This is a genomic window from Salinihabitans flavidus (genome assembly GCF_900110425.1).
GTDB classification, from domain to species: Bacteria; Pseudomonadota; Alphaproteobacteria; order Rhodobacterales; family Rhodobacteraceae; genus Salinihabitans; species Salinihabitans flavidus.
The window spans coordinates 306,419-331,277 of record NZ_FODS01000001.1 but is presented as its reverse complement, the minus strand read 5'-3'; the positions used below and the strand labels follow the sequence as shown (position 1 = coordinate 331,277).

General features: G+C 59.1%; 22 protein-coding genes and 1 pseudogene. 13 read left to right on the top strand and 10 right to left on the bottom strand.

All coding sequences use genetic code 11. The features are described from left to right. Positions 1-143: 143 nt before the first annotated feature. Positions 144-329 (top strand): hypothetical protein, encoded by a 186-nt coding sequence (locus BMW66_RS01610; protein ID WP_093114878.1) that lies wholly within the window; start codon positions 144-146, stop codon positions 327-329. A gap of 76 nt (positions 330-405) precedes the next feature. Here the strand turns inward: BMW66_RS01610 and hemH are convergent, their stop codons facing one another. Further along, positions 406-1,473, bottom strand: coding sequence for a ferrochelatase (gene hemH / locus BMW66_RS01605; RefSeq protein WP_093114877.1), 1,068 nt, complete (start codon positions 1,471-1,473; stop codon positions 406-408). A 108-nt stretch (positions 1,474-1,581) separates the two neighbouring features. Continuing rightward, on the bottom strand, positions 1,582-2,397 hold the full coding sequence (locus BMW66_RS01600; RefSeq protein ID WP_093114876.1) for a methyltransferase domain-containing protein: 816 nt from the start codon (positions 2,395-2,397) through the stop codon (positions 1,582-1,584). 17 nt (positions 2,398-2,414) lie between these two features. On the opposite strand from BMW66_RS01600, the gene BMW66_RS01595 reads away from it, so the two are divergent. Genes BMW66_RS01595 through BMW66_RS01580 form a run of 4 tightly spaced genes read left to right on the top strand, consistent with a single transcriptional unit; the run spans position 2,415 to position 4,714 of the window. Continuing rightward, entirely contained in the window at positions 2,415-3,143 is a 729-nt protein-coding gene (locus tag BMW66_RS01595; protein ID WP_093114875.1) for a double zinc ribbon domain-containing protein, read from the top strand. A 38-nt stretch (positions 3,144-3,181) separates the two neighbouring features. Then, the gene (gene grxC / locus BMW66_RS01590; protein ID WP_093114952.1) at positions 3,182-3,439 is read left to right on the top strand and encodes a glutaredoxin 3; all 258 of its coding nucleotides are present in this window, start codon (positions 3,182-3,184) and stop codon (positions 3,437-3,439) included. Positions 3,440-3,442: 3 nt separating this feature from the next. Beyond that, a complete protein-coding gene (locus BMW66_RS01585) occupies positions 3,443-4,273 on the top strand; it encodes a carbon-nitrogen hydrolase family protein (RefSeq protein WP_093114874.1) in 831 nt (276 codons plus the stop codon). Then, positions 4,274-4,714 carry a MarR family winged helix-turn-helix transcriptional regulator gene (locus tag BMW66_RS01580; RefSeq protein WP_093114873.1) on the top strand — a complete coding sequence of 147 codons (441 nt, stop codon included), beginning with the start codon at positions 4,274-4,276 and terminating at the stop codon, positions 4,712-4,714. It begins immediately after the preceding gene. Between the two features lies 1 nt (position 4,715). On the opposite strand, the gene ubiG is transcribed toward BMW66_RS01580, so the two are convergent. Then, on the bottom strand, positions 4,716-5,462 hold the full coding sequence (gene ubiG, locus BMW66_RS01575) for a bifunctional 2-polyprenyl-6-hydroxyphenol methylase/3-demethylubiquinol 3-O-methyltransferase UbiG (protein ID WP_093114951.1): 747 nt from the start codon (positions 5,460-5,462) through the stop codon (positions 4,716-4,718). 50 nt (positions 5,463-5,512) lie between these two features. Between ubiG and pip the strand changes: the two genes are divergently transcribed. The 5 genes from pip (at position 5,513) to infB (ending at position 12,067) form a co-directional block, all read left to right on the top strand. Next, positions 5,513-6,484, top strand: a complete 972-nt coding sequence (gene pip, locus BMW66_RS01570; RefSeq protein WP_093114872.1) for a prolyl aminopeptidase — start codon at positions 5,513-5,515, stop codon at positions 6,482-6,484. A gap of 222 nt (positions 6,485-6,706) precedes the next feature. Then, positions 6,707-7,276 carry a ribosome maturation factor RimP gene (gene rimP / locus BMW66_RS01565; protein ID WP_093114950.1) on the top strand — a complete coding sequence of 190 codons (570 nt, stop codon included), beginning with the start codon at positions 6,707-6,709 and terminating at the stop codon, positions 7,274-7,276. Between the two features lie 3 nt (positions 7,277-7,279). Next, complete coding sequence (gene nusA / locus BMW66_RS01560) at positions 7,280-8,908, top strand: transcription termination factor NusA (protein WP_093114871.1); 1,629 nt, start codon at positions 7,280-7,282, stop codon at positions 8,906-8,908. Between the two features lie 22 nt (positions 8,909-8,930). Beyond that, on the top strand, positions 8,931-9,563 hold the full coding sequence (locus BMW66_RS01555) for an RNA-binding protein (RefSeq protein ID WP_093114870.1): 633 nt from the start codon (positions 8,931-8,933) through the stop codon (positions 9,561-9,563). After that, a complete protein-coding gene (gene infB / locus BMW66_RS01550) occupies positions 9,560-12,067 on the top strand; it encodes a translation initiation factor IF-2 (protein ID WP_093114869.1) in 2,508 nt (835 codons plus the stop codon). The genes BMW66_RS01555 and infB overlap by 4 nt, the downstream gene beginning before the upstream one ends. Before the next feature lie 85 nt (positions 12,068-12,152). On the opposite strand, the gene BMW66_RS20250 is transcribed toward infB, so the two are convergent. The 4 genes from BMW66_RS20250 to BMW66_RS01530 all read right to left on the bottom strand — a co-directional run bounded on the left by BMW66_RS20250 (position 12,153) and on the right by BMW66_RS01530 (position 14,947). Beyond that, positions 12,153-12,290, bottom strand: coding sequence for a hypothetical protein (locus tag BMW66_RS20250; protein ID WP_093114868.1), 138 nt, complete (start codon positions 12,288-12,290; stop codon positions 12,153-12,155). 172 nt (positions 12,291-12,462) lie between these two features. Then, positions 12,463-12,861 (bottom strand): (deoxy)nucleoside triphosphate pyrophosphohydrolase, encoded by a 399-nt coding sequence (locus BMW66_RS01540; protein WP_093114867.1) that lies wholly within the window; start codon positions 12,859-12,861, stop codon positions 12,463-12,465. Further along, positions 12,858-14,087, bottom strand: a complete 1,230-nt coding sequence (gene argJ, locus BMW66_RS01535) for a bifunctional glutamate N-acetyltransferase/amino-acid acetyltransferase ArgJ (RefSeq protein WP_093114866.1) — start codon at positions 14,085-14,087, stop codon at positions 12,858-12,860. The genes BMW66_RS01540 and argJ overlap by 4 nt, the downstream gene beginning before the upstream one ends. A gap of 2 nt (positions 14,088-14,089) precedes the next feature. Beyond that, positions 14,090-14,947: a peptidylprolyl isomerase gene (locus BMW66_RS01530; protein WP_093114865.1), complete on the bottom strand. Its 858-nt coding sequence runs from the start codon at positions 14,945-14,947 to the stop codon at positions 14,090-14,092. Between the two features lie 185 nt (positions 14,948-15,132). On the opposite strand from BMW66_RS01530, the gene secA reads away from it, so the two are divergent. The 3 genes from secA to BMW66_RS01515 all read left to right on the top strand — a co-directional run bounded on the left by secA (position 15,133) and on the right by BMW66_RS01515 (position 20,592). Further along, a complete protein-coding gene (secA, locus tag BMW66_RS01525) occupies positions 15,133-17,838 on the top strand; it encodes a preprotein translocase subunit SecA (RefSeq protein WP_093114864.1) in 2,706 nt (901 codons plus the stop codon). Between the two features lie 345 nt (positions 17,839-18,183). Further along, the gene (locus BMW66_RS01520; RefSeq protein WP_139196103.1) at positions 18,184-19,008 is read left to right on the top strand and encodes a translocase; all 825 of its coding nucleotides are present in this window, start codon (positions 18,184-18,186) and stop codon (positions 19,006-19,008) included. Between the two features lie 18 nt (positions 19,009-19,026). After that, positions 19,027-20,592 carry a phosphate ABC transporter substrate-binding/OmpA family protein gene (locus tag BMW66_RS01515; RefSeq protein ID WP_093114862.1) on the top strand — a complete coding sequence of 522 codons (1,566 nt, stop codon included), beginning with the start codon at positions 19,027-19,029 and terminating at the stop codon, positions 20,590-20,592. Here the strand turns inward: BMW66_RS01515 and radC are convergent. The 3 genes and pseudogenes from radC to dnaK all read right to left on the bottom strand — a co-directional run. Then, positions 20,589-21,350 carry a RadC family protein gene (gene radC / locus BMW66_RS01510; RefSeq protein WP_093114949.1) on the bottom strand — a complete coding sequence of 254 codons (762 nt, stop codon included), beginning with the start codon at positions 21,348-21,350 and terminating at the stop codon, positions 20,589-20,591. The genes BMW66_RS01515 and radC overlap by 4 nt on opposite strands. A 229-nt stretch (positions 21,351-21,579) precedes the next feature. Beyond that, entirely contained in the window at positions 21,580-22,749 is a 1,170-nt protein-coding gene (gene dnaJ, locus BMW66_RS01505; RefSeq protein WP_093114861.1) for a molecular chaperone DnaJ, read from the bottom strand. A 79-nt stretch (positions 22,750-22,828) separates the two neighbouring features. Next, positions 22,829-24,754 (bottom strand): annotated as a pseudogene (dnaK, locus tag BMW66_RS01500) (molecular chaperone DnaK); the annotation flags it as partial. Between the last annotated feature and the right edge of the window lie 105 nt (positions 24,755-24,859).

Sequence of the window (24,859 nt, the reverse complement as noted above, 5' to 3'; positions counted from 1 at the left end):
ATCCTGCACCTCGGCGCGTGGAAACCTTAATCTTCGGTTTGCATTGGCGAGGCTTTGTTGTTTACACAGGGGTACGAGGTTTAGTCTTGGGCGCCTGTCGTTGCGTGTAACGTGGCAACGCCGGGCAATAACTGGAGGATACTATGAAGAAACTCGTTCTCGCCGCTGGCATCACTGCCGCTGCTTCGACCGCATACGCCGGTAACATGGTGGAGCCGGTTGTTGAGCCCGTTGTCATCGAGGAAGAAGCTGCAAGCTCTTCCGCTGCCGGCATCTGGGTGCCGCTGGTGCTTCTGGCCGTTGTCGCTGCTGTAATTGCACACGACTGATCGGCGCATTTTTGCGTGAAACGGAAAAGGGCGGTGCATAGCACCGCCCTTTTTCATTGCCTGATCCTTGCAAGGATCATCCCTTATCGATCCAGCCCGCGAGATTTTCGTCGATCACGTTGCAAAGCGCGGTGACGTGGCCTTCATCGGCATTGAGACAGGGGATATAGGTGAACGACTCACCCCCCGCCTCTTCAAAGCTCTCGCGGATTTCTTCGTTGATCTCTTCCAGTGTCTCAATGCAGTCGGCGGAAAAGGCGGGCGCCATCACGGCGATGTTGCGCTTTCCCTTTTCTGCAAGCCGGGCAACCTCTTCCACCGTATAGGGTTTCAGCCATTCTTCTGGTCCAAATCGGGATTGAAATGTAGTTACGATTTCCGCGTCCGCCCAACCAAGCCGCTCTTTCAGAAGGCGCGTCGTCTTCTGGCACTGACAATGATACGGATCACCCTGAAGCAGGTAGCGTTCCGGCATTCCGTGGTAGCTCACGACAAGAACATCAGGGCGCGAATCCAACTTCGAATAGGCGCGCTCGACCGACGCTGCGAGTGCTTCGATATAGTCCGGATGCTCGAAATAGGCTGGGACTGTGCGTGCTGCGGGCTGCCATGTTTCTTCCATCAAGGCGCTGAAAAACTTGTCGTTGGCAGTTGCTGTTGTTGCGCAAGCATAATGTGGATAGAGCGGGAAGAACAGGATACGCTCACACCCCGCTTTCACCATCTTTCGCACTCTGGACGGCGTGGAGGGATTTCCATAGCGCATGCAGAAATCCACCATGACGTTGTCACCATAGCGAGCCGTCATTTTTGCGGCGATACCCGCAGTTTGCTCTTTGGTGATGGTCAGTAGCGGGCTTTCGTTTTTCTCCTCATTCCAGATCGACTTATAGGCCGCACCGCTTGAAAAGGGGCGTTTGGTCAGAATGACAAGCTGAAGAAGGGGCTGCCATTTCCACGCAGGATAATCGATCACCCGCTTGTCCGACAGGAATTCGTTGAGGTAGCGCCGCATAGGCCAATAGCTGTAGTGATCCGGCGTACCGAGATTGGCCAACAGCACGCCGGTCTTTCCCCTCGGCACCTTGGGGTGATCCTCCGGGGCGTGTGGCGGGCGCTCTGATACTTGGCTGGCGTCTGGCATGTGTCATCCTGTCATTCACAATAGAGCATCACATAGCGTATGCCGCATCCCGGTCAAACCCGGTGGGGACCATGTTCCGCTGCGGCATGGGCATATTTCGTTGTGGCTTCAGTTCCCGACCTTCGTTTGCCTTGTGCCAAGCGCATCGGCGAGGTGGGCCGACGCAGATCCCGGTCGAAGCGGCTGCGGTTGACTGGCGTGCGGCGACCAGCCCGTCAATACAACGATTTCGAACGTTGCGGGCATCCGACCGTGGTCCATGAACGACTCGGCATAGATTTCCGCGGCACGGATAAGCACGCCCCGCCCGGTCATGCGCCTGAGCCGACCCGTGAGGGCATTGCCCTCTCCCATTGCGCGCAAATCCCGCATAAGATGCCAAGCTGTTTCGTACATTGCCCGCACCGGGACAGCGTCAGCGACAGGGAGACTGTAACCCGCGCGTTGCAGAAGGGCGCCAAGTTCGCGCAACTCCCCCATCGGCGCCACGCGGGGCGAAAGCCCGCCGGTGATCTCTGCTTCGGCTTGGGCGAGCGCACTGCGAAGTTCATGCAGCGTCTGCCCACCAAAACTCAGGCAGATCAAAAGTCCATCCGGCCGAAGGGCCCGACGGCATTGAATGAGTTGTCCCACCGGATCGTTTGCCCAGTGAAGGCAGAGACCGTGAACAACCAAGTCATATGACGCATCCTGAAGCGGCAGAACCTCGTCATCCGTGACGCAGTGCGCCTCGGGAAAGGCATTTTGCCAGAGTTCAGGAAAACCGGTTACCACAGCGGGAGCTGTAAACTCCCTATTAACCATACTCAGGCGATCCTGCACCTCGCCAATCGCGGTCTCCTGCAAAAAAAGGGCGTCGGCTTGCGCACGGGCTCGGTTGCGACGCAGTTGCGTGCGATCCGTTATCTGGGGGGGCATGTTCATAAGGGAACAATAAGTGCATGAAAGGTAAGTTTCAAACCGCGCTGGAGCTTCTTTTTCCCCCTCGCTGCGTGAGTTGCGGCGCTTTGGTTGAAAGCGACTTCGGCCTTTGTGGAACATGCTGGCGTGACACGCCCTTTATCGGAGGCCTGGTTTGTGACCTGTGCGGCGTCCCGCTGCCCGGCGAGGATGAGGGGCAATCAGAAATATGTGACGATTGCATGCGCGTGGAACGGCCATGGTCACGGGGACGGGCGGCCCTTCTCTACAAGGATCGCGCGCAGAAACTTGTTCTGGCGTTGAAGCATGGCGACCGGCACGATGTCGTTCAACCAGCGACGCGTTGGCTCACGCAAGCGGTCGCTCCCATTCTCGTTCCGGATATGCTTATCACGCCTGTGCCACTGCACTGGGCAAGGTTGCTGGGGCGGCGCTACAATCAATCGGCCTTGCTGGCAGGGGCCTTGTCGCGACACTTGGGACTGGAGTATTGTCCAGACCTCCTTATCCGCCCCCGCAACACCGCAAGGACCGATGGACTATCGCATGATGAGCGGTTCTTGCTGCTCTGTGGTGCCATTGCGCCGCATCCAAGACGCGCGCACAGAATCGCGGGACGTTCGGTTCTCGTTGTCGATGACGTGATGACATCGGGCGCCACGTTCGCCGCATGCGCCGAATGCTGTATTGCCGCATCGGCCCGGGATGTTCGCGTTCTTGCCCTAGCGCGCGTTGCCAAGGATGCCTAGATCCTGCACAAAGACTGAGTGCAAGGATGGACGTTCCGATGAATGCAATCGAAATATACACAAGTCCGCTCTGCGGATTCTGTCACGCCGCCAAACGTCTGCTGAAGCAGAAAGGCGCCGAGTTCGAGGAAATCGATATCTGGGCAGAGCCGGACCGCAAACCCGAAATGATCCAGCGCGCCGATGGCGGCCGTACGGTGCCGCAGATATTCATTGGCAATACACATGTTGGTGGATGCGATGAGCTTTACGCCCTTGAGCGTGCGGGCAAGCTCGATCCGCTTCTTGCACCCTGACCCATGCGAACGGCACTTTTGCAACTCACCTCTTCCGACGATCCGATAGACAACGTTGCGGTGACGCGAACCATGGTGGAGCGCGCCGCAAATCAGGGCGCGGGGTTCGTGCTCACGCCTGAAGTGACGAACTGCGTTTCTGGAAGTCGCACGCATCAACGGGCCGTTCTGTGCCATGAGGATGACGACCCCACCCTTTCTGGATTGCGCGACGCCGCATCCAAGTCAGGGCTGTGGCTTCTGATCGGCTCGCTTGCGCTCAGGACTCATGATGCGGACGGACGATTCGCCAATCGGTCTTTTCTAATCGATCCTTCAGGCGAAATCGCCGCACGTTATGACAAGATTCACATGTTCGACGTAAATGTGTCGGCGGAAGAGACATATCGCGAATCCGATGGCTACCGCCCCGGAACGCGGGCGCCGGTGGTTGAAACGCCCTTTGGCCGGATCGGATTGACAATTTGTTACGACGTGCGGTTTCCAGGGCTTTATCGGCGGCTGGCTCATGCAGGGGCCGATATACTGACAGTGCCTTCGGCATTTTCGCATGTTACCGGCGCGGCGCACTGGCATGTGCTTCTGCGCGCGCGGGCAATAGAAAATGGATGTTATGTTCTTGCGCCGGCTCAAACCGGACAGCATGCGGCCAGCCGAGGTCCGAAACGCCGTACTTTTGGGCACAGCCTTGTCGTGGCGCCTTGGGGTGAGGTGCTGTCCGATGCCGGTGACTCGCCAGGGACGACATTCATTGATCTGGATCTGGAAAAAGTGGCAGAAGCACGCAAGCGCCTTCCGTCCCTCAGTCATGACCGGGAGTTTGATGTAGTCTGAATGCCTAATGCCAACGAATCTCTGGCGGTTTCGCTCTTCGGCGAGATTCTGATGGCTGATCAACTTGCCCGGAATCGTCTTTCGCGGATGCTTCCCAAAGGGATGGAATTGTCGCATTTTTCGGTACTCAACCACTTGGCGAGGATTGAGGCAGAGCGCAGTCCTGCCCAGATCGCAAAGACTTTTCACGTGACACGCGGGGCGATGACAAACACGCTCGGCAAGCTGGAGGCACGCGGTTATGTGCATATCCGCCCTGATTGGGATGATGCACGACGCAAGATGGTCGCGATCAGCCCGGCGGGACGACAGGCGCGTGACGCCGCAATTGCAGGAATCGTACCAATGATTTCCGAAGTTGTAGCAGATCTTGGCGGCGAAAAAGTACGCGCCGCTCTTCCGGTTCTACGCGAACTGAGAATAAAGCTGGAGCGTGAGTAATTCAGGCGGGCTTCAGGCTTGCGGTAACATAGTTCACGCTCAGATCACGTTCAGAGATTGACCATTGCCAACTCAACGGGTTGAACACGAATCCCTTGCGATCCACCGGCGTCATTCCGGCCTTTGAAAGCAAGTCGAACAGTTCGTCCGGTGTGATAAACTTCTGCCATTCATGCGTGCCTTTCGGCAGCCAGCGCATGACATACTCTGCCCCAACGATCGCCATCGCAAAACTCTTGGGATTGCGGTTGATTGTCGAACAGATGTGAATCCCGCCGGGCTTCAGAAGTTGGCCGCAAACCGTGAGGAAATCGAGCGGGTCAGCCACATGTTCGACCACCTCCATATTGAGGATTCCGTCGAATTGTTCACCATCGGCGGCCATCGCCTCTGCCGTGGTGTGGCGATAGTCGATTTGCAGATCAGATTGTTCGGCGTGCGCGCGGGCAACCGGAATGTTACGCTCGGCGGCGTCGACGCCGACAACCTCGGCACCAAGCCGTGCCATCGGTTCGCTTAGCAACCCGCCCCCGCAACCGATGTCCAGTATGCGCAACCCGGCAAAGGGTTCAGACCCATTCAGATCGCGGGCAAACTCTTCCGCGACTTGACGAGTGATATAGTCGAGTCGACAGGGATTAAGCATGTGGAGTGGCTTGAACTTGCCGTTAGGATCCCACCACTCAGAAGCCATCGCCTCGAATTTCGCGATCTCCGCGGGGTCGACTGTGCCGTGAACCGCTTGCATTCCTGTCTCCATATGCTCATTTGGTTCGCGCTTTACTATATAGGACGGTAATGGACAAAGACTCAGGTCAAAAACGCGCAGTTCACTATCTTTATCCTCCTGTCGAGCCATTCGACCAGCGGATGTTGGATGTTGGTGACGGCCACAGCGTCTACATGGAGCAGTCCGGCAATCCCCAAGGTCTACCTGTAGTGGTTCTGCACGGCGGACCTGGGGGCGGGTGCAGCCCGGCAATGCGGCGCTATTTCGATCCGCACATCTACAGGGTGATCCTGTTCGATCAGCGTGGCTGTGGGCGTTCGAGGCCGCACGCGAGCGTTGAAAGCAACACAACCTGGCATCTCGTGGCTGATATTGAGCGTATCCGAGACGAGTTGGATATAGATCAATGGGTGGTGTTCGGTGGCAGTTGGGGGGCAACGTTGGCGTTGGTTTATGCGCAGTCACTTCCCGAGCGGGTCGCTTGCCTCGTGTTACGCGGCGTGTTCCTGATGACGCAAGGTGAGCTTGACTGGTTCTATGGTGGCGGCGCGGGGAAATTCTGGCCGGAAATCTGGGCGCGGTTCACCGGGCTGATTCCGGATGACGAGCACGATGACTTCATAACTGCATATAACAAAAGACTTTTCTGCGGGGATCGCGAGACTGAAGTGACATATGCGCGGGCGTGGTCTTCTTGGGAGAATGCGCTTGCGTCAATCTATTCGGCCGGAATGGGGGGGGATGCCCCGGCGGAGTATGCGTTGGCCTTTGCACGGTTGGAAAACCACTATTTCCACAACAAGGGCTTTCTGGGGTCGGAGGATCAGATCCTCTCAAACCTTGGAAAAATAAGTGGAATTCCCGGTTATATCGTACAGGGACGCTATGACATGATCTGTCCGCCGCAGGCCGCCTACCGTCTGTCGCAGAGCTGGCCCGGCGCCGATCTTCGGATGATACGGAATGCCGGACACGCGCTGTCGGAGCCGGGAATCAGCGCCGAGCTGGTGCGGATCATGGATCAGATCGCTCGTCAGTAGGAGGCAGAACCTGCCTGAAATTCCGTGTCGGTATAACGTCGGTATTTTGTCGGTATAACGTCGGTATCGTTTGCACGCAGTGCAAGGTCGCGCAAAGCCCTTGCAGACTCAGACGCTCTGACCTATATGCGTCTCAACAGCGGCGCGCTGGACGAGTTTTCCACTGCACCACCGGGAAAGACCAACGGGCCGCGCGCCCGTTTTTTTGTGTTTGGACGATCCATGAACGACCTGATTGCCAAGGCAGCGATAGACCATCGGCTGGCAGAGATCATTACCCCAGTGATCGAGGATCTGGGATTCGAGTTGGTGCGCGTGCGTCTGATGGGTGGCAAGACCCATCTGCTTCAGATCATGGCGGAGCGGCCCGAAGGCGGAATCGAAGTGGACGAGTGCGCGACAATCTCCAGCGCGGTGAGTGCGATTCTCGATGTGGAAGACCCGATCACCGATACCTATACGCTTGAGGTCTCAAGCCCCGGCATCGACCGTCCGCTGACCCGATTGAAGGATTTCGAGACGTTCGAAGGTTACGAGGTCAAGCTGGAGACAACCGACCTTATCGATGGGCGCAAACGCTTCAAGGGCGTGCTGGCCGGAGTCGATGGCGACGAGGTGCTGATCAATCTCGATGAAGGCACCGTTGGGTTGAAGTTCGACTGGATTAGCGATGCGAAGCTGGTTCTGACCGATGAACTGATCAAGGAAATGCTGAAGGCGCGCAAGGCAGCCGGAACGCTGAATGAAAACGATTTCGACGAGATCGAGACCGAAGGGTCTGAGGAGGACTGAACGATGGCAATTACCTCTGCGAACCAGCTTGAACTGTTGCAGACGGCCGAGGCGGTGGCGCGCGAGAAGATGATCGATCCCGCGCTGGTCATCGATGCGATGGAAGAATCCCTCGCTCGTGCAGCCAAGAGCCGCTATGGCAGCGAGATGGACATTCGCGTAAAGATCGACCGCAAGACAGGTCGGGCGAGTTTTACCCGTGTGCGCACTGTTGTCGAAGAAGACGACCTGGAGAACTACCAGGCCGAGATGACGGTCGAGCAGGCCAAGCAGTATCTGGACGATCCCAAGGTCGGCGACCAATACATCGAAGAGGTCCCCCCGGTTGAGATGGGCCGCATCGCCGCGCAGTCGGCCAAGCAGGTGATCCTGCAAAAGGTGCGCGAAGCCGAGCGTGATCGCCAGTTCGAAGAATTCAAGGACCGCGTGGGCACCATCATCAACGGTCAGGTCAAGCGCGAGGAGTACGGCAACATCATCGTTGATGTGGGCAGTGGCGAGGCGATCCTGCGCCGGAACGAGAAGATTGGTCGCGAAAGCTATCGTCCGAGCGACCGCATCCGCTGCTATATCAAGGATGTGCGCCGGGAGGCCCGCGGGCCGCAGATTTTCCTGTCGCGCACGGCGCCGGAGTTCATGGCAGAATTGTTCAAGATGGAGGTGCCGGAGATCTATGACGGCATCATCGAGATCAAGGCCGTCGCCCGTGATCCCGGCAGCCGAGCGAAGATCGCGGTCATTTCGTATGACAACAGCATCGATCCTGTCGGAGCGTGCGTGGGGATGCGCGGCAGCCGGGTTCAGGCCGTCGTGAACGAATTGCAGGGTGAGAAGATCGACATCATTCCGTGGAACGAGGATATGCCGACCTTCCTTGTGAACGCGCTGCAGCCCGCCGAAGTGTCGAAGGTGGTGCTTGATGAGGATGCGGAGCGGATTGAGGTCGTCGTGCCGGACGAGCAGTTGTCGCTCGCTATCGGGCGGCGGGGTCAGAACGTGCGCCTCGCCTCGCAACTTACGGGGCTTGATATCGACATCATGACCGAGGAAGAGGAAAGCACGCGTCGCCAAAAGGAATTCGAGGACCGCACCCATCTCTTCATGGAGAACCTCGATCTTGACGAGTTCTTCGCACAGCTTCTGGTCTCCGAAGGGTTCACCAACCTCGAAGAAGTGGCCTATGTCGAGCTGGACGAGCTTCTGGTGATCGACGGTGTGGATGACGATACCGCCAAGGAACTTCAGGCCCGGGCGCGCGATGTGCTCGAGGCGCAGAACCGCGCCGCGATGGAAAATGCCCGCGCACTGGGTGTCGAGGACAGCCTGGTTGAATTCGAGGGGCTGACACCCCAGATGCTTGAGGCGCTGGCCAAGGATGATGTCAAGACGCTGGAAGATTTCGCCACCTGCGCAGATTGGGAATTGGCCGGTGGCTGGACCACGGTGAACGGTGAACGGGTGAAGGATGAAGGTGTTCTTGAGCCGTTTGACGTATCGCTCGAAGACGCGCAGACTATGGTCATGACAGCACGCGTTCTTCTTGGTTGGGTTGATCCGACGGATGTGGGTGCCGATGAAGACGGCGAAGAGTCTGCGGGCGAGACCACTGAAGAAGAGGAGGCCGGGGCCTGATCGCAGGCCCCGGGGCTTGAACATGGGTCGCGGTGGACGAACCAAGGATCGCGAGGACGGTCCGGAACGCAAGTGCATTGCCACGGGGGAGGTGCGACCCTGCGCGGGAATGATCCGTTTCGTGATCGGACCCGAAGGTCAGGTTGCACCCGACATCCTTGGCAAGCTGCCGGGACGGGGCATCTGGGTGATAGCGGATCGTGCCGCATTGACCAAGGCCGCGAGCAAGGGGCTTTTTGCTCGGTCCGCGAAACAGCCGGTCAACGTTCCAGAGGGTCTGGTCGATGAGGTCGAGGCGCAGCTTGCTCGACGTGTCGTGAACCTCATCAGCATGGCGCGGAAATCCGGGGATGCGGTCGCGGGTTATGAACGGGTTAAGGACTGGTTGACCAAGGAAGAGGCCAGAGTGCTGATTCAGGCGTCCGATGGTTCGGGGCGCGGGAAATCGAAGCTGAGCACGCCATATGGCGGTTCCTATATCGGCTGGTTGACGGCGGATGAGTTGGGATTGGCATTTGGGCGACAAACTGTGATACATTGCGCGCTTGCCGCTGGCGGACTCAGCAAACGTGTTGTAGAGGAAGCCCAAAGGTTAAAGGGCATCCGCGAAATTACGGTGGCAGGGGCCGCCGGAAAGGAAAAGACAGCTAGATGAGCGATAACGACGGTAAAAAGACTTTGGGTCTGCGTGGCGGTGCCCGACCGGGCAACGTGAAGCAAAGCTTCAGCCACGGGCGGACAAAGAGCGTCGTGGTGGAAACCAAGCGCAAGCGCGTGGTCGTGCCGAAACCCGGCGCGGCCAAGCCTGATACGCAATCGGGGGGCAAGCCCTCGACCGGGGACCCCAAGCGCCGCCCGGCCGGAATTTCCGACGCGGAAATGGAGCGCCGCCTGAATGCGCTCAAGGCTGCCAAGGCGCGTGAGACCGAAGACGCAGAGCGCCGCGTTGCCGAAGAGAAGGAACGCGAGGAGGATCGCGAGCGCCGGCGCGCCGAGCAGGAGGCCAAGGAGCGTGAACAGCGCGAGGCCGAGGACAAGGCGCGTCAGAAGGTCAAGGACGAGGAACGCAAGGCGCGTGATACCGAGGATGCCGCAAAGGCCGCCGCCGAACAGGCGGCTGCAGTGCCGGCAGATCCCGACGCACCCGTGCAGCGGGCGAGCAAGCAGGCGCCCACGGCGACTCCGGCGCGCAAGCAGCAGGAGCGCGAACGCGAACAGCGCCCGACGCGCGGCAAGGGCCGTGGCGACGATGGGGGGCGCCGTGCGGGCAAGCTGACGCTGAACCAGGCGCTCTCGGGCGGTGAAGGCGGACGGCAGAAATCTCTCGCCGCGATGAAGCGCAAGCAGGAACGTGCTCGCCAGAAGGCGATGGGCGGCCCTGTTCAACGCGAAAAGGTTGTCCGCGATGTTCAGCTTCCCGAGGCCATCATGGTATCGGAGCTTGCCAACCGCATGGCGGAGCGTGTGGCCGATGTGGTCAAATCGCTGATGAATATGGGCATGATGGTCACGCAGAACCAGACCATCGACGCCGACACCGCGGAGCTTATCATCGAGGAGTTCGGCCACCGGAGCGTGCGCGTCAGCGATGCCGACGTGGAGGATGTGATCAAGGAGGTCGAGGACAATCCCGAAGATCTTCAGCCGCGTCCGCCGGTCATCACCATCATGGGCCATGTGGACCACGGAAAGACCTCGCTTCTTGATGCGATTCGGAACGCGAAGGTGGTTGCGGGCGAAGCCGGAGGCATTACGCAGCATATCGGCGCCTATCAGGTGACAACCGAGGGCGGCACGCCGCTGACGTTTCTCGATACGCCGGGCCATGCGGCCTTTACCTCGATGCGCTCACGCGGGGCGCAGGTGACGGATATTGTCGTGCTTGTCGTCGCTGCGGATGACGCGGTGATGCCGCAGACGATCGAGGCGATCCATCATGCCAAGGCGGCCGGTGTGCCGATGATCATTGCGATCAACAAGATCGACAAGCCAGAGGCCAACCCGGACAAGGTGCGGACCGATCTGCTTCAGCATGAGGTGATCGTAGAGGGTCTTTCGGGCGACGTGCAGGACGTGGAAGTGTCCGCCGCCACCGGACAGGGTCTTGATGATCTTCTCGAGGCGATCGCTCTTCAGTCGGAGATTCTCGAACTGAAGGCCAACCCGGAGCGTGCCGCGCAAGGTGCGGTGATCGAAGCGCAGCTTGATGTAGGCCGCGGCCCGGTTGCCACCGTGCTCGTGCAGTACGGCACGCTGCGTCAGGGCGATATCTTCGTTGTCGGTGAACAATGGGGCAAGGTTCGTGCGCTCATCAACGATACCGGCGAGCGTGTGAAACAGGCCGGGCCTTCTGTCCCGGTGGAGGTTCTGGGCATCAATGGCACGCCAGAGGCGGGCGATGTGCTTAATGTTGTCGAAACCGAGGCGCAGGCGCGCGAGATCGCGGAATACCGTGAATATGCCGCCAAGGACAAACGCGCCGCCGCCGGTTCCGCCACGACGCTCGATCAGCTTCTTGCCAAGGCCAAGGAAGACAAGAACGTCAAGGAGCTGCCTGTTCTGATCAAGTCAGATGTGCAAGGCTCTGCCGAGGCGATCCTTCAGGCGATGGAGAAGATCGGCAATGACGAGGTGCGCGTGCGCGTGCTGCACTCGGGTGTCGGCGCCATTACCGAAACCGATGTCGGCCTTGCCGAAGCATCGGGCGCGCCGATTCTGGGGTTCAACGTGAGGGCTAATGCCTCGGCCCGGAATACCGCGAATCAGAAGGGCGTCGAGCTTCGCTACTACTCCGTGATCTACGATCTCGTGGACGACGTGAAGAAGGCCGCGTCCGGCCTGCTCTCCGCCGAGATCCGGGAGAAGTTCATCGGCTATGCCGAGGTCAAGGAAGTCTTCAAGGTCTCCGGTGTTGGCAAGGTGGCCGGGTGTCTTGTCACAGAAGGCATTGCGCGTCGGTCTGCCGGTGTGCGCCTTCTGCGCGATGATGTGGTGATCCACGAAGGCACGCTCAAGACCCTCAAGCGCTTCAAGGACGAGGTCTCCGAAGTTCAGTCCGGTCAGGAATGTGGCATGGCCTTCGAGAACTACGAAGATGTCCGCGCAGGCGATGTCATCGAGATCTTCGAGCGGCAGGAGGTCGAGCGGACGCTCGATTGATCCTGTGTCGATTGATAGCAAATGGGGGCAGCCATTCAGGCCGCCCCCATTTTCATTTGCTGGATCAGATTAAATCCGTGAGCGGTCAACTTGCCTTCGCAATGACAGGCAGGCCGGAATACATCTTCTTGCCGACCTGAACACAGATTCGGCCATCCGGAAGGCTACGGACGAAGAGTCCCTGAACAAGGATATGGCTACCCAGTGTAATCGTGCGCAACATGTCAAATCCTCCCCATAGGTATTGACCAAGTTGAACGTTGAAACTGTTAGGATACTAAAACACAGCGTTCTTTCACATGAGTGTCACATTACCGTGGATTCTCCGATTTGCGAAGATGCAATTTCAATATTGTGCGCAATATTTGGACAAAGACCCAAGACATAGTAGATTTCTATAGCCAATCCCGGAGAATGGGTATTAGCGGAATATCCGCGGGGGGCATCGGAAAATCGCGCAAGTTGCGCGGAAAAACCCACTTCAGTGCTTGTTCTTCGCGAGATTCCGGGATTCCCTCCCATTTTCGGCAGGCGAAGAGTGGCATCAGCAGATGAAACGTTTCATAGCTATGTGAGGCGAAGGTGAGCGGCGCGAGGCAACTTTGCCATGTGCCAATACCCAACTCCTCCTCCAGTTCCCGAATCAACGCGGCCTCCGGGGTCTCGCCTGATTCCACCTTGCCGCCAGGAAACTCCCATAGTCCGGCCATGGATTTTCCCGCTGGTCGTTGGGCTAGCAAGACGCGCCCGTCACGGTCTATCAACGCCACAGCCGACACAAGAACGATCTTCACGAGCGGTAATCCGCGTTGATCGAGATGTAGCCGTGCGTCAGATCGCAGGTCCAGACCGTGGCCTCGCCGGACCCGAGGCCCAGATCGACGCCGATTTCCAATTCGGGATTCCGCATGTATGCGGCGCCGTCCTCTTCGCGGTACTCGGGTGAAACCCAGCCATTCTCGGCAACAAGAATATCGCCAAAGCGTATGGTGAGCCGATCACGGTCGGCGGTGGCACCGGACTTACCGATGGCCATGACGACGCGCCCCCAGTTAGGATCTTCGCCCGCGACGGCGGTCTTGACCAGTGGTGAATTTGCAATGGACAGCGCGTGGGTGCGGGCGTCTGAGTCGGTTTCGGCGCCGGTAACGGCGACTTCGACGAACTTCGTCGCCCCTTCGCCATCGCGCACGACCTGATGGGCCAGATCGAGCATCACACCATGAAGCGCGTCACGGAAGGGGCCGGTAGGAGTCGTAATGTCCACACCGGAAACGCCGGTTGCACCGAGCAGCAGCGTGTCGGATGTGGAGGTGTCGCTATCGACGGTGATGTTGTTGAAGGTCAGATTGGTCAGCTCCGCCAGCATGTCTTGCAACAGCGGGCGGGCGATCCTTGCGTCGGTGAAAATATAGACAAGCATGGTTGCCATGTCGGGCGCGATCATGCCGGAACCCTTGGCAATGCCCGCTATCCTGATCCGCTTTCCATCAATCTCGACCTCTGCGCCGGCCCCTTTGGGAAAAGTGTCAGTGGTGCGGATGCCCTCGGCAGCGTCGCGGATTGCGGACGGGGAAAGAGCCGCGCGAGCCTCTTTCAGCTTGGCGGTGATCCGTTCGTGAGGCAGCGGTTCCCCAATCACGCCGGTCGAGGATGAGAAGACACGCGATTCGGGTAGATCGAGGCAAGCCGCGACGGCGGACGTGACGATGCGCGTCGCCTCTTCACCGTTCCGGCCAGTGAAGGCGTTGGCATTCCCCGAATTGACGATGATCGCGGCGCCAGCGGCACTGTCCAGCCCGATCTTGGCTTGGCAGTCGCGGACCGGGGCGGACCGGGTGGCAGAGCGGGTAAACACCCCTGCCAGCGTCGTCCCCTTGCAGAGACGGATCAGGGTCACATCCTTGCGACCCTGATACTTCACACCTGCGGCGACGGCGGAAAATTCCACTCCGCCGATCTCCGGCAAGACGGGAAAACCCGCGGGTGCGAGCGGAGAGACCGCAGTGATCTCTGCCATGGTCAGTTCTCCAGCAAGCCGATGTTCTTGAGCACGGTGGGGTCATCAATGCTCTGCGCGCCCGAGCGGTCGATGTCCGCAGCCTCGGTCAGTTCGGCGATGCGGTCATCCACGGCCTGTTTCTGCATCTCGGCCACGATCTCGTCGCGAACATCCTCAAGCACCGGCGCCTCCTGAAGGCGGGTCTCGTTAAGGAGTATCAGGTGCCAGCCAAACTGCGTCTGCACGGGGTCGGAGACCTCGCCCACTTCAAGCTCCTTTAGCGCCTCCTCGAAGGGTTGGACCATCTGACCGGGACCAAACCAGCCAAGCTTGCCACCCGAGGGGCCGGAGGGGCCGGTGGATTTCTCTTCTGCCATCGCGGAAAATTCAGCGCCATCGTTTACGATCTCACTACGGATCGCGGCGGCTTCCTCTTCGGTCTCGACAAGGATATGGGAGGCATTGAATTCACGCCCACCCTCGAAATCGACATACTTGTCATCGTAGTAGGATTGAACCGCCTCATCGGTTATGGAGTCGCCCAACAGGTTTTCCACCGCTTCGGCGGCCAAAAGTGAGCGGCGTTCATTCTCGAGCGCAAGCTCGACGCGGCGTGGTGGATCGCCGGTGAACGACTGCGCGAGGACGGCCTGCTGCACGAGCTGATTGAGAATGCCATCGAAAAGAACGTCGTCGGCGAGCTGATCATACTGATCGGGCAGGGAGTTGCGCACGAGGATCATCTGACCGAGCGTGATTTCGTCACCGTTGATGGTGGCGACCACGGTGTCGGCGTCGGCGGTTTCGTCAGCCAGTGTGGGCGTGGCGAGAAACACGCTGAATATGGCGATCCACAGGAACCTGAGCTGTTTAGACATCGAATCATCCTTAGTTTGTTGCCGGGCCATGGCCGCGTAGGTTGGCGACGTTGACACTGTTACACCAGCCCCTTACATCGCCCTAGGGCCATTGCAAGAGGCCGTCTCGCCGCCGTTTGTATGGGCTGGCCAAGAGACGGGCAAGCATTGCGGCACATGATGATGTCAACGAGGGACGAAAACACATGTTGGGTATTGGAAATTTGGCACGAAAGGTCTTCGGCACGCCGAACGACCGGAAGATCAAGGCCGCCAAACCCATCATCGACAAGATCAACGCCCTTGAGCCGGAATTCCAAAGCCTGAGCGATGAGCAGATCAAGGAAAGAACCGAAGACCTTTCAAGCCGTGCCAAAGCGGGCGAAAGCCTCGATTCACTCTTGCCCGAAGCCTTCGCCAACTGCCGTGAGGCGGCGCAACGCGCATTGGGCTTGCGGGCATTCGATGTCCAGCTCTTGGGTGGTTTGTTTCTGCATCGCGGTAATATCGCAGAGATGAAGACAGGTGAGGGCAAGACGCTTGTGGCGACCTTTCCAGCCTATCTCAACGCATTGACACGCAAGGGTGTGCATATCGTCACGGTCAACGACTACCTTGCCAAGCGGGACGCCGAGTGGATGGGCAAGGTCTATGGTGCGCTTGGCATGACAACCGGCGTGATCTACCCGCAACAGCCGGAGGAAGAGAAGAGGGCGGCCTATGCCGCTGACATCACCTACGCCACCAATAACGAATTGGGGTTCGATTATCTGCGAGACAACATGCGGGCCGAGTTGTCCGAGATGTTCCAGCGCGCGCATAATTTCGCCATCGTGGACGAGGTGGATTCCATCCTGATCGACGAAGCGCGGACGCCGCTGATCATTTCAGGCCCGGCGCAGGATCGCAGCGATCTTTATACTGCGGTCGACAAGATCATCCCGGATTTACAGGAAGATCACTATACGATCGACGAAAAGACCCGCAATGTCACCTTTACCGACGAAGGCAACGACTATCTGGAGCAGCATTTGCATGCGCGCGGTATCCTGCCCGAAGACCAATCACTTTACGATCCGGAAAGCACCACGATTGTTCACCACGTAAATCAAGGGCTTCGTGCGCACAAACTCTTTACCCGCGACAAGGATTACATTGTCCGCGATGGAGAAGTCGTCCTGATCGACGAGTTTACCGGGCGAATGATGGCGGGGCGGCGTCTGTCCGACGGGTTGCATCAGGCGATTGAGGCCAAGGAAGGCTGCACGATCAAGCCCGAGAACGTGACCCTGGCACAGGTGACGTTTCAGAATTATTTCCGGCTCTATAACAAGCTTGCAGGGATGACCGGCACGGCAACCACGGAAGCCGAAGAATTCGCGGAGATCTATGGTCTTGGCGTGGTCGAGGTTCCGACCAACATGCCGATCGCGCGGATCGACGAGGACGACGCGGTCTATCGCACGGCGCGCGAAAAATACGATGCCGTCGTCGAGTCGATCAAAGAAGCCCACGCCAAGGGGCAGCCGACGCTTGTGGGTACGACCTCGATCGAGAAATCTGAATTCCTCAGCGACCTTCTGAAGAAGGAAGGGATTCCGCACAATGTCCTTAACGCCCGCCAACATGAGCAGGAGGCGCAGATTATCGCGGATGCCGGTAAGCTTGGTGCGGTAACAATCGCCACCAACATGGCCGGGCGTGGAACCGATATCAAGCTGGGCGGGAATGTTGAATTCAAGGTAATGGAGGCTATCGCCGCCGATCCCGATGCCCACCCCGATGAGATCCGCGAGAAGATCGAAGCAGAGCACAAGGCCGACGAAGAGGCTGTGATCGCAGCAGGTGGTCTTTTCGTGCTCGCGACCGAACGGCATGAAAGCCGCCGCATCGACAATCAGCTTCGTGGTCGGTCCGGGCGGCAGGGCGACCCTGGCAGGTCGGCATTCTTCCTGTCGCTGGAAGATGACCTGATGCGGATTTTCGGATCTCAGCGGCTTGAGAAAGTGCTCAATACATTGGGGATGAAGGAAGGCGAGGCCATTGTTCACCCTTGGGTGAACAAATCGTTGGAGCGGGCGCAGGCGAAGGTCGAGGGGCGTAACTTTGACATCCGCAAGCAGCTTCTGAAGTTCGACGATGTGATGAACGAGCAGCGCAAGGTGATCTTCAGCCAGCGCCGTGAGATCATGGAAGCGCAGGATATCAGCGAGATTACGCAGGACATGCGACACGAGGTGATTGGCGATCTGGTGCATCGTTTCATGCCGCCCAAGACCTTTGCTGACCAGTGGGACACAGAGGGGCTTTATGCTGCGGTGCTGGAGCAGTTGGGAATCGACGTGCCGGTGATCGCGTGGGCGAACGAGGAAGGCGTGGACGATGATGCCATCCGGGAACGTCTCGAGAATGCGGCCGATGAGCTCATGGCAAAGAAGACCAGCCAGTTCGGCCCGGAAAACATGCGGATGATCGAGAAGCAAATCCTGCTACAGACCATCGACAACAAATGGCGTGAGCACCTTCTGACGCTGGAGCATCTGCGCAGTGTTGTCGGTTTTCGTGGTTATGCGCAGCGTGATCCTCTCAACGAATATAAAAGTGAGTCGTTTCAGTTATTCGAATCGATGCTCGACAGTTTGCGTGAGGATGTGACCCGTAGCCTGGCCCAGATTCGCCCCATGAGCGAAGAAGAGCAGCAGGCGATGGTCGCGGACATGCAAGCTCAGCAGTCGCAGATACAGGCTGCGGCCAAGCCGCAAGGTCCGGAAGACGACGAGAAGACAGAGGAGCCCGTATTGGCCGGGTTTGACGAGAACGATCCCGCCACATGGGGCAACCCGGGGCGGAATGCACCCTGTCCTTGTGGATCGGGCAAGAAGTTCAAACATTGCCATGGGCGATTGTCTTGACGCCAAGGCGCGTCGGATCGGAATGATTCGACATGAACCCGCATCAGGTTTTGATCAAAGGGGCGCCATATAGGCGCCCCATTTTTTTGCAAAAAGGAGACCCGGGGCCGTACGAGTTTGGAGATATAGATGAAATTAAAGGATAGCACCCGGCGCTATTTGCTCGCGTTCACGACATTCTGCGCTGCCATGTCGATTTCCTTTGCGATGCAATCTGCGGAGGCGAGTCGCGCAGCTGACGCCAGGGGGAAAACAAACAAACCACCCGCGTCGAACCCGAAACCTGAACAAAGCAGTCACAACTCCCGTGCGGAACCGCGCACGGCGGACCTTTCGCTGACCGGGGTGACGCCAACCGCGTTTCTTCCGACTCCTCCGGCCGAACGGGCAGAGCCCGAGACTCTGCCGAAACCGCCTGCGATACGGGTTGCGGCGCAACTCGATGGGCTTGGTGATCTGCCGGATGAGGAGCCAACACCAAGTCTTGGTTGTCCCGTCGTGCTGGTGGCGGAGCCGGCCCCGGCAGCGATGGTAACGCTGACGCTTAGTGCCGATTGTCTGGGTGACGAGCGCGCGACCATTCATCACAGCGGAATGATGTTCACCGTTGTGACCGGACAGGACGGCAGCCTTGAGCTCACGGTGCCTGCTTTGTCCGAGAATGCGGTCTACATTGCGTCCTTTGCCAATGGCGAAGGGGCGGTGGCACAAACGCGAGTTTCATCCCTGCCCTACTATGACAGGGCGGTGTTGCAATGGCGTGGAGAGAGTGGCTTGCAGCTTCACGCGATGGAATACGGCGCGAGCTATGGCGGTGACGGCCATGTCTGGAAGGGTGCACCACGCGACCTTCAGTCTGTGGCAGAGGGACGGGGCGGTTTCATTACCCTACTGGGCAATGTCGAAGTCCCTGACGCCAGACTTGCCGAGGTCTATACCTTTCCTCACCAGCAGGCAAAACGCGATGGCACGATTGCGCTGCGGATAGAGGCCGAGGTGATCGAGGCCAACTGTGAAAGCGAGCTTGTGGCACAGATCATTGAGTTGCATGGAGGAGAAAAGCCCCGGATGCGTGATCTGACACTCGACGTGCCGGAATGTGCGGCCACAGGGGATTTTCTTGTGTTGAAAAACCTGCTCGAAGACCTGACAATCGCCAGCAAGAAATAGGCAGCTTCGGGTGACCCCATGGTGCAATTACGTGCGGCGTTTCGCGCCGCACTTTTCCTTTGCTTTACCGGTCTGTATTCACAGGCCGTCGCACAGGACATCACGCTGACATCGTATGATGGTGCGGTAGAGATCTCGGGCACGTTGCTTGGCTTTGACGGGCAGTTCTATCGTGTCGAAACCATCTATGGCGAACTGACTGTGGATGGCACAGGCGTACGCTGCGAAGGGCCGGCCTGTCCCAGCCTTCTCGACTATGTGGCGGAGATCCGCATCTCAGGTAGCGCAGGGATGGCCGAGGTGCTTCTACCCGCTCTGGTCGAGGCGTTCGCGCTGCGCAATCAATACGGGGTGACGCGGGTTTCCAAGGAGGCGCGGCGTTTCGAATACCACCTGAGCGATCGGGAGACGGGCAAACTGCTGGTCAAATTTTTGATTCACGCAAGCAATGCGGATGAGGGGTTTGCCGACCTTCTTGCCAATGAGGCCGACATCGTCATGTCACTGCGCGAAATACGGGAGAAGGAAGCCACGCGCGGCTATGAGGCGGGCTTGGGCGACTTGACCGATCCACGACGCAGTCATGTGCTCGCGCTTGATGGGTTGGTTCCTGTGGTTGCACCGGGTAATCCGGTGCGTGACATTTCCCCAGGAACGCTGGCGCGGGTCTTTGCCGGGGAAATCGATAGCTGGAAGATTCTGGGAGGTCCGGATGCGCCGATCGACCTTCACCTACTGACCAGAAAATCTGGATTGACGCAGGCGGTTGAGGATCAGTTGATGCAACCTGCGGAGCTGTCCCTCAGCAGCCAGATCAAGCGACATGAAACCCCCGACGACTTGATCTCGGCGGTGTCGCGGGCCCCCTTCGCCATTGGCATGTCCGCCTTTTCGAACACGGGTGCTGCCCGCGTGCTGGACCTTTCGGGGGGCTGCGGCTTCACGCTCTCGGCGGCACGGCGCAGTATCAAGACAGAGGACTATCCTCTCACCGCACCGATGTTTCTTTACCTGCCCGCGCGGCGGTTGCCGAAACTGGCGCGCGCCTTTCTGTCCTATGCGGTAGGTCCTGCTGCGCAGATCGTGATACGACGTGCCGGCTTTGTGGACCAGACACCGGAAGAGGTGCCGGTGACGCTTCAGGGAGATCGATTTATCAATGCGATTTCGGCGGCAGGGGAAGAGATCTCGCTGCGCGAATTGCAGAGTATGGTCAAACTTCTGGCACCGCGTGACCGGCTGACAACGTCGTTCCGATTCGAGGCAGGGTCCGCGCGGCTTGACGCGCAATCCCGATCCAACGTGCTTTTGCTGGCGCGAGGACTGGAGGCCGGGACCTATGATGAGCGGGAGATCCTGTTTGTGGGGTTCAGTGACGGGTTGGGTCGGGCAACCGGGAACCGGGAGATTGCGCAGAAGCGGGCCGAGGCGGTGCGCAAGGCGGTTCTGGAGGCGGCGGAAGCTGTAGATCGTGAGCTGCTTTCGACGCAGGTGGCAGCCTTCGGAGAGGCGATGCCGATGGCTTGCGATGACAGCGCATGGGGCCGGCAGGTGAATCGTCGGGTGGAAGTCTGGCTGCGTTAAAGCAGACCCTCGCTTCTGAAGCTGAACTCGCCGCTTTTGCCTATGACGAGGTGATCGTGAAGGGTGATGCCGAGCACGTTGCAGGCCCGCTCCACCTGTTCTGTCATGCTTATGTCAGCCTGTGACGGTGTCACATCGCCGGAGGGATGGTTGTGCACGAGGATCATGGCGGAAGCGTTGTGTTCGAGTGCGCGCTTGGCCACCTCGCGCGGGTAGACCGGAACATGGTCGACTGTGCCGCGGGCCTGTTCCTCATCGGCGATCAAGATATTCTTGCGGTCGAGGTAAAGAATGCGAAATTGCTCAATCTCCCGGTAAGCCATTGATGTGCGGCAATAATCCAGAAGCGCATCCCAGGAGCCAAGCACCTGTTGGCCCAGCACGCGGGATCGGGCCATACGGTGGGTCGCGGCCTCCACGATCTTGAGTTCGGTGACGACCGCATCGCCCACACCCTGCACCTCCCGCAGGCGTGGCGCCGGGGCCGACAGAACCTGATTGAAACCGCCGAAACGGTCGAGAAGTTGCCGCGCGAGCGGTTTGACATCCCGCCGCGGAATGGCGCGGAACAGGATGAGTTCCAACAGTTCATAGTCCGGCATGGCGTCCGCGCCGCCTGAGAGAAAGCGGTCACGGAGCCTCGCGCGGTGGTCGCGAATGTAGGAGGGAAGTCTGCCCGACTTGAGCGGCGTTTCCGGGGCCTCTTCCGCGTTGAACAGCGGCAGGGGCATTTCGGAAAAGGCGCGCGTATCGGACATGGCCGCAGACTGCCGAAGCAAGGTTAGCGAAGGGTTAACAAATCCCGCGAAACGTCGAAAATGGCACGTCGGTATAACGTCGGTATTTTGTCGGTAATACGTCGGTGGTGACTTCGCGCGCCCGGGCGGAAATGGGTCGCATGACACGGGGACCCCTCCACCGCGATGGAAATGAAAAAGGCCGGGCTTTGGACAGCCCGGCCTTTTCCGTTTCGACATGGTGAGAGCTTCAGCCCTTCATGCTGTCCCAGAAACTTTTTACCGAAGAGAAGAAGCTCTTGCTCTCCGGATTGTTGTCCTCGCTCTCGGCGGCGAACTCTCGCAGGAGTTCCTTTTGACGGGACGTGAGGTTCACTGGGGTTTCCACCGCCAGTTCGATGAACATGTCGCCAGAGCCGCCACCACGCAGGGCCGGCATCCCCTTGCTGCGCAGGCGCATCTGGCGTCCCGACTGCGACCCCGGCGGGATCTTCACCCGGCTTCGCCCGCCGTCGATCGTCGGCACCTCAATATCACCGCCGAGGGCCGCTGCGCTCATGGAGACGGGAACGCGGCAGAACAGGTCGTTGCCTTCGCGCTGAAAGATCTCGTGCGGGGCAACCTCGATGAAGATATAAAGATCGCCAGGCGGACCACCGCGCATCCCGGCTTCTCCCTCTCCGGCGAGGCGGATGCGAGTGCCGGTTTCCACCCCTGCGGGGATGTTCACGTTGAGCGCGCGATCCTTTTCCACACGTCCCTGTCCACCGCAGGAGCGGCAAGGATTCTTGATGATCTGGCCAAGTCCAGAGCATGTGGGACAGGTGCGTTCGACGGTGAAGAAACCCTGCTGCGCGCGGACTTTGCCCATGCCCGAACAGGTCGGGCAGGTTGTGGGTTCGGCGCCGCCTTCGGCGCCCGATCCGTCACAGGCGTCGCAGGGCACGGAGGTGGGCACCTGAATGGTTTTCTGAAGGCCGGAATACGCCTCTTCCAGCGTGATGCGCATGTTGTAGCGCAGGTCGGAGCCGCGCGCGGCGCGCTGACGTCCACCGCCACCGCGACCGCCCATGAAATCTCCGAACAGATCGTCGAACACATCCGAGAAGGCGGAAGCGAAATCGCCCTGAGCGCCGGGTCCGCCACGGAATCCACCGGGATGGGCGCCGCCGCCACCGCCACCGCCCATGCCGCCGTCAAATGCAGCATGACCGAAGCGATCGTAGGCGGCCTTTTTTTCGGCGTCCTTCAGAATCTCGTAGGCTTCGTTCACTTCCTTGAACTGTGCCTCGGACTCGGGGTCATCCTTGTTGCGGTCGGGATGCAGTTCCTTGGCCTTCTTGCGATATGCCTTCTTGATCTCGTCCGCGGATGCACCCTTGCTGACGCCAAGCACATCGTAGAAGTCACGTTTTGCCATGGGTCACTCCTTTATGCCGGAATGAGAGAGGCCGGTCCGGCAACCGGACCGGCCCCTGTCGGTTCCGACGTTGGGCGCATCAGCGCTTGTTTTCGTCGTCCAGGTCTTCGAAGTCGGCATCGACGATATCGTCGTCGCCCGGACCGGTCGCATCGTCCGTGGAGGCGGAATCATCGCCGCCGTCCTCTTCCTGGCTCGCCTTGTAGATCGCCTCACCCAGTTTCATGGAGGATTCCATGACGTTCTGAATACCGGACTTGATCTTCTCGGGGTTGTCGCCTTCGAGATCGTCCTTGAGCGCGGCAATGGCCAGTTCGATTGCCTCCACCGTGGTGGGGTCGACCTTGTCGCCATGCTCTTCCAGCGACTTCTCTGTCGTGTGGATGAGGCTTTCGGCCTGGTTTCTGGACTCCACGAGTTCCTTGCGGGTCTTGTCCGCCTCGGCATTCTCCTCGGCGTCCTTGACCATGCGCTCGATATCCTCTTCCGAGAGGCCGCCGGACGCCTGAATCGTGATCTTCTGTTCCTTGTTGGTGCCCTTGTCCTTGGCGGAGACGTTCACGATGCCGTTGGCGTCGATGTCAAACGTCACCTCGATCTGGGGCATGCCGCGCGGTGCGGGTGGAATGTCCTCAAGATTGAACTGACCGAGCATCTTGTTGTCGGAGGCCATTTCGCGCTCGCCCTGGAACACGCGGATGGTCACGGCGTTCTGATTGTCCTCGGCGGTGGAGAAGACCTGCGATTTCTTCGTCGGGATCGTGGTGTTGCGGTCGATCAGCCGGGTGAACACGCCGCCCAGCGTTTCGATGCCGAGCGAGAGCGGAGTCACGTCGAGCAGGACCACATCCTTCACGTCGCCTTGCAGAACGCCGGCCTGAATCGCGGCGCCCAGAGCAACCACCTCGTCGGGGTTTACGCCCTTGTGCGGCTCCTTGCCGAAGAACTTGGTCACTTCCTCCATGACCTTGGGCATGCGGGTCATGCCGCCCACGAGAACCACCTCATCCACATCGGAGGCCGAGATCCCGGCATCCTTCAATGCGGCCTGGCAGGGCTTCATCGACGACTTGATCAGGTCGCCCACCAGCGATTCCAGCTTGGCGCGGGTGAGTTTCATCACCAGGTGCAGCGGCTGGCCGTTGGCGCCCATGGAGATGAACGGTTGGTTGATCTCTGTCTGGGTGGTGGAGCTCAGTTCGATCTTGGCCTTCTCGGCGGCCTCTTTCAGGCGTTGGAGGGCCATCTTGTCCTGGCTGAGATCGACGCCGTTTTCCTTTTTGAACTCATCGGCGAGGTAGTTGACGATTCGCATGTCGAAATCCTCACCGCCGAGGAAAGTGTCCCCGTTGGTGGACTTCACTTCGAACAGACCATCGTCAATCTCAAGGATCGTGACGTCGAAGGTACCGCCGCCAAGGTCATAGACGGCGATGGTGTGTGTCTCTTTCTTGTCGAGGCCATAGGCCAGCGCGGCGGCGGTCGGTTCGTTGATGATCCGCAGCACCTCCAGCCCGGCGATCTTGCCCGCATCCTTGGTGGCCTGACGCTGAGCGTCGTTGAAGTAGGCCGGCACGGTGATGACGGCCTGCGTCACCTCTTCGCCGAGATAGGATTCGGCGGTCTCCTTCATCTTGCCGAGGATGAAGGCGGAAATCTGGGAGGGTGAATACTTTTCGCCACGCGCCTCAACCCAGGCGTCGCCGTTGCCACCGTCCATGATCTTGAACGGGACCATCTTCTTGTCCTTGGTGACTTCGGCATCGTCCACGCGGCGGCCGATCAGGCGCTTCACGCCAAAGATGGTATTTTCGGGGTTGGTGACCGCCTGACGTTTGGCCGGCTGGCCGACAAGGCGCTCATTCTCGGTGAAGGCGACAATCGAGGGGGTCGTGCGGGACCCTTCCGAATTCTCGATGACCTTCGATTGTGCCCCATCCATGATGGCCACACAGGAGTTGGTTGTCCCGAGGTCGATCCCAATCACTTTGCTCATTTCTGATCCCTTCTGACTTAGGCGATGTTTCGAGGCCGGACCCGTTTCGGCATCCGTCCCCGGACTCTTTCATGACCGACCCTTTGGACGATCACGTTTCGGAGGGTATATAGG

Excerpts from the sequence above, each read along its gene's own strand:
- rimP (WP_093114950.1), top strand. The coding sequence starts at position 6,707 with ATGAACGACCTGATTGCCAAGGCAGCGATAGACCATCGGCTGGCAGAG.
- BMW66_RS20250 (WP_093114868.1), bottom strand. The coding sequence starts at position 12,290 with ATGTTGCGCACGATTACACTGGGTAGCCATATCCTTGTTCAGGGACTC.
- hemH (WP_093114877.1), bottom strand. The coding sequence starts at position 1,473 with ATGCCAGACGCCAGCCAAGTATCAGAGCGCCCGCCACACGCCCCGGAG.
- dnaJ (WP_093114861.1), bottom strand. The coding sequence starts at position 22,749 with ATGGCAAAACGTGACTTCTACGATGTGCTTGGCGTCAGCAAGGGTGCA.
- BMW66_RS01555 (WP_093114870.1), top strand. The coding sequence starts at position 8,931 with ATGGGTCGCGGTGGACGAACCAAGGATCGCGAGGACGGTCCGGAACGC.
- nusA (WP_093114871.1), top strand. The coding sequence starts at position 7,280 with ATGGCAATTACCTCTGCGAACCAGCTTGAACTGTTGCAGACGGCCGAG.
- BMW66_RS01585 (WP_093114874.1), top strand. The coding sequence starts at position 3,443 with ATGCGAACGGCACTTTTGCAACTCACCTCTTCCGACGATCCGATAGAC.
- pip (WP_093114872.1), top strand. The coding sequence starts at position 5,513 with ATGGACAAAGACTCAGGTCAAAAACGCGCAGTTCACTATCTTTATCCT.
- BMW66_RS01600 (WP_093114876.1), bottom strand. The coding sequence starts at position 2,397 with ATGAACATGCCCCCCCAGATAACGGATCGCACGCAACTGCGTCGCAAC.
- BMW66_RS01580 (WP_093114873.1), top strand. The coding sequence starts at position 4,274 with ATGCCTAATGCCAACGAATCTCTGGCGGTTTCGCTCTTCGGCGAGATT.
- grxC (WP_093114952.1), top strand. The coding sequence starts at position 3,182 with ATGAATGCAATCGAAATATACACAAGTCCGCTCTGCGGATTCTGTCAC.
- BMW66_RS01515 (WP_093114862.1), top strand. The coding sequence starts at position 19,027 with ATGGTGCAATTACGTGCGGCGTTTCGCGCCGCACTTTTCCTTTGCTTT.
- ubiG (WP_093114951.1), bottom strand. The coding sequence starts at position 5,462 with ATGCAAGCGGTTCACGGCACAGTCGACCCCGCGGAGATCGCGAAATTC.
- argJ (WP_093114866.1), bottom strand. The coding sequence starts at position 14,087 with ATGGCAGAGATCACTGCGGTCTCTCCGCTCGCACCCGCGGGTTTTCCC.
- BMW66_RS01595 (WP_093114875.1), top strand. The coding sequence starts at position 2,415 with ATGAAAGGTAAGTTTCAAACCGCGCTGGAGCTTCTTTTTCCCCCTCGC.
- BMW66_RS01610 (WP_093114878.1), top strand. The coding sequence starts at position 144 with ATGAAGAAACTCGTTCTCGCCGCTGGCATCACTGCCGCTGCTTCGACC.
- secA (WP_093114864.1), top strand. The coding sequence starts at position 15,133 with ATGTTGGGTATTGGAAATTTGGCACGAAAGGTCTTCGGCACGCCGAAC.
- BMW66_RS01530 (WP_093114865.1), bottom strand. The coding sequence starts at position 14,947 with ATGTCTAAACAGCTCAGGTTCCTGTGGATCGCCATATTCAGCGTGTTT.
- radC (WP_093114949.1), bottom strand. The coding sequence starts at position 21,350 with ATGTCCGATACGCGCGCCTTTTCCGAAATGCCCCTGCCGCTGTTCAAC.
- infB (WP_093114869.1), top strand. The coding sequence starts at position 9,560 with ATGAGCGATAACGACGGTAAAAAGACTTTGGGTCTGCGTGGCGGTGCC.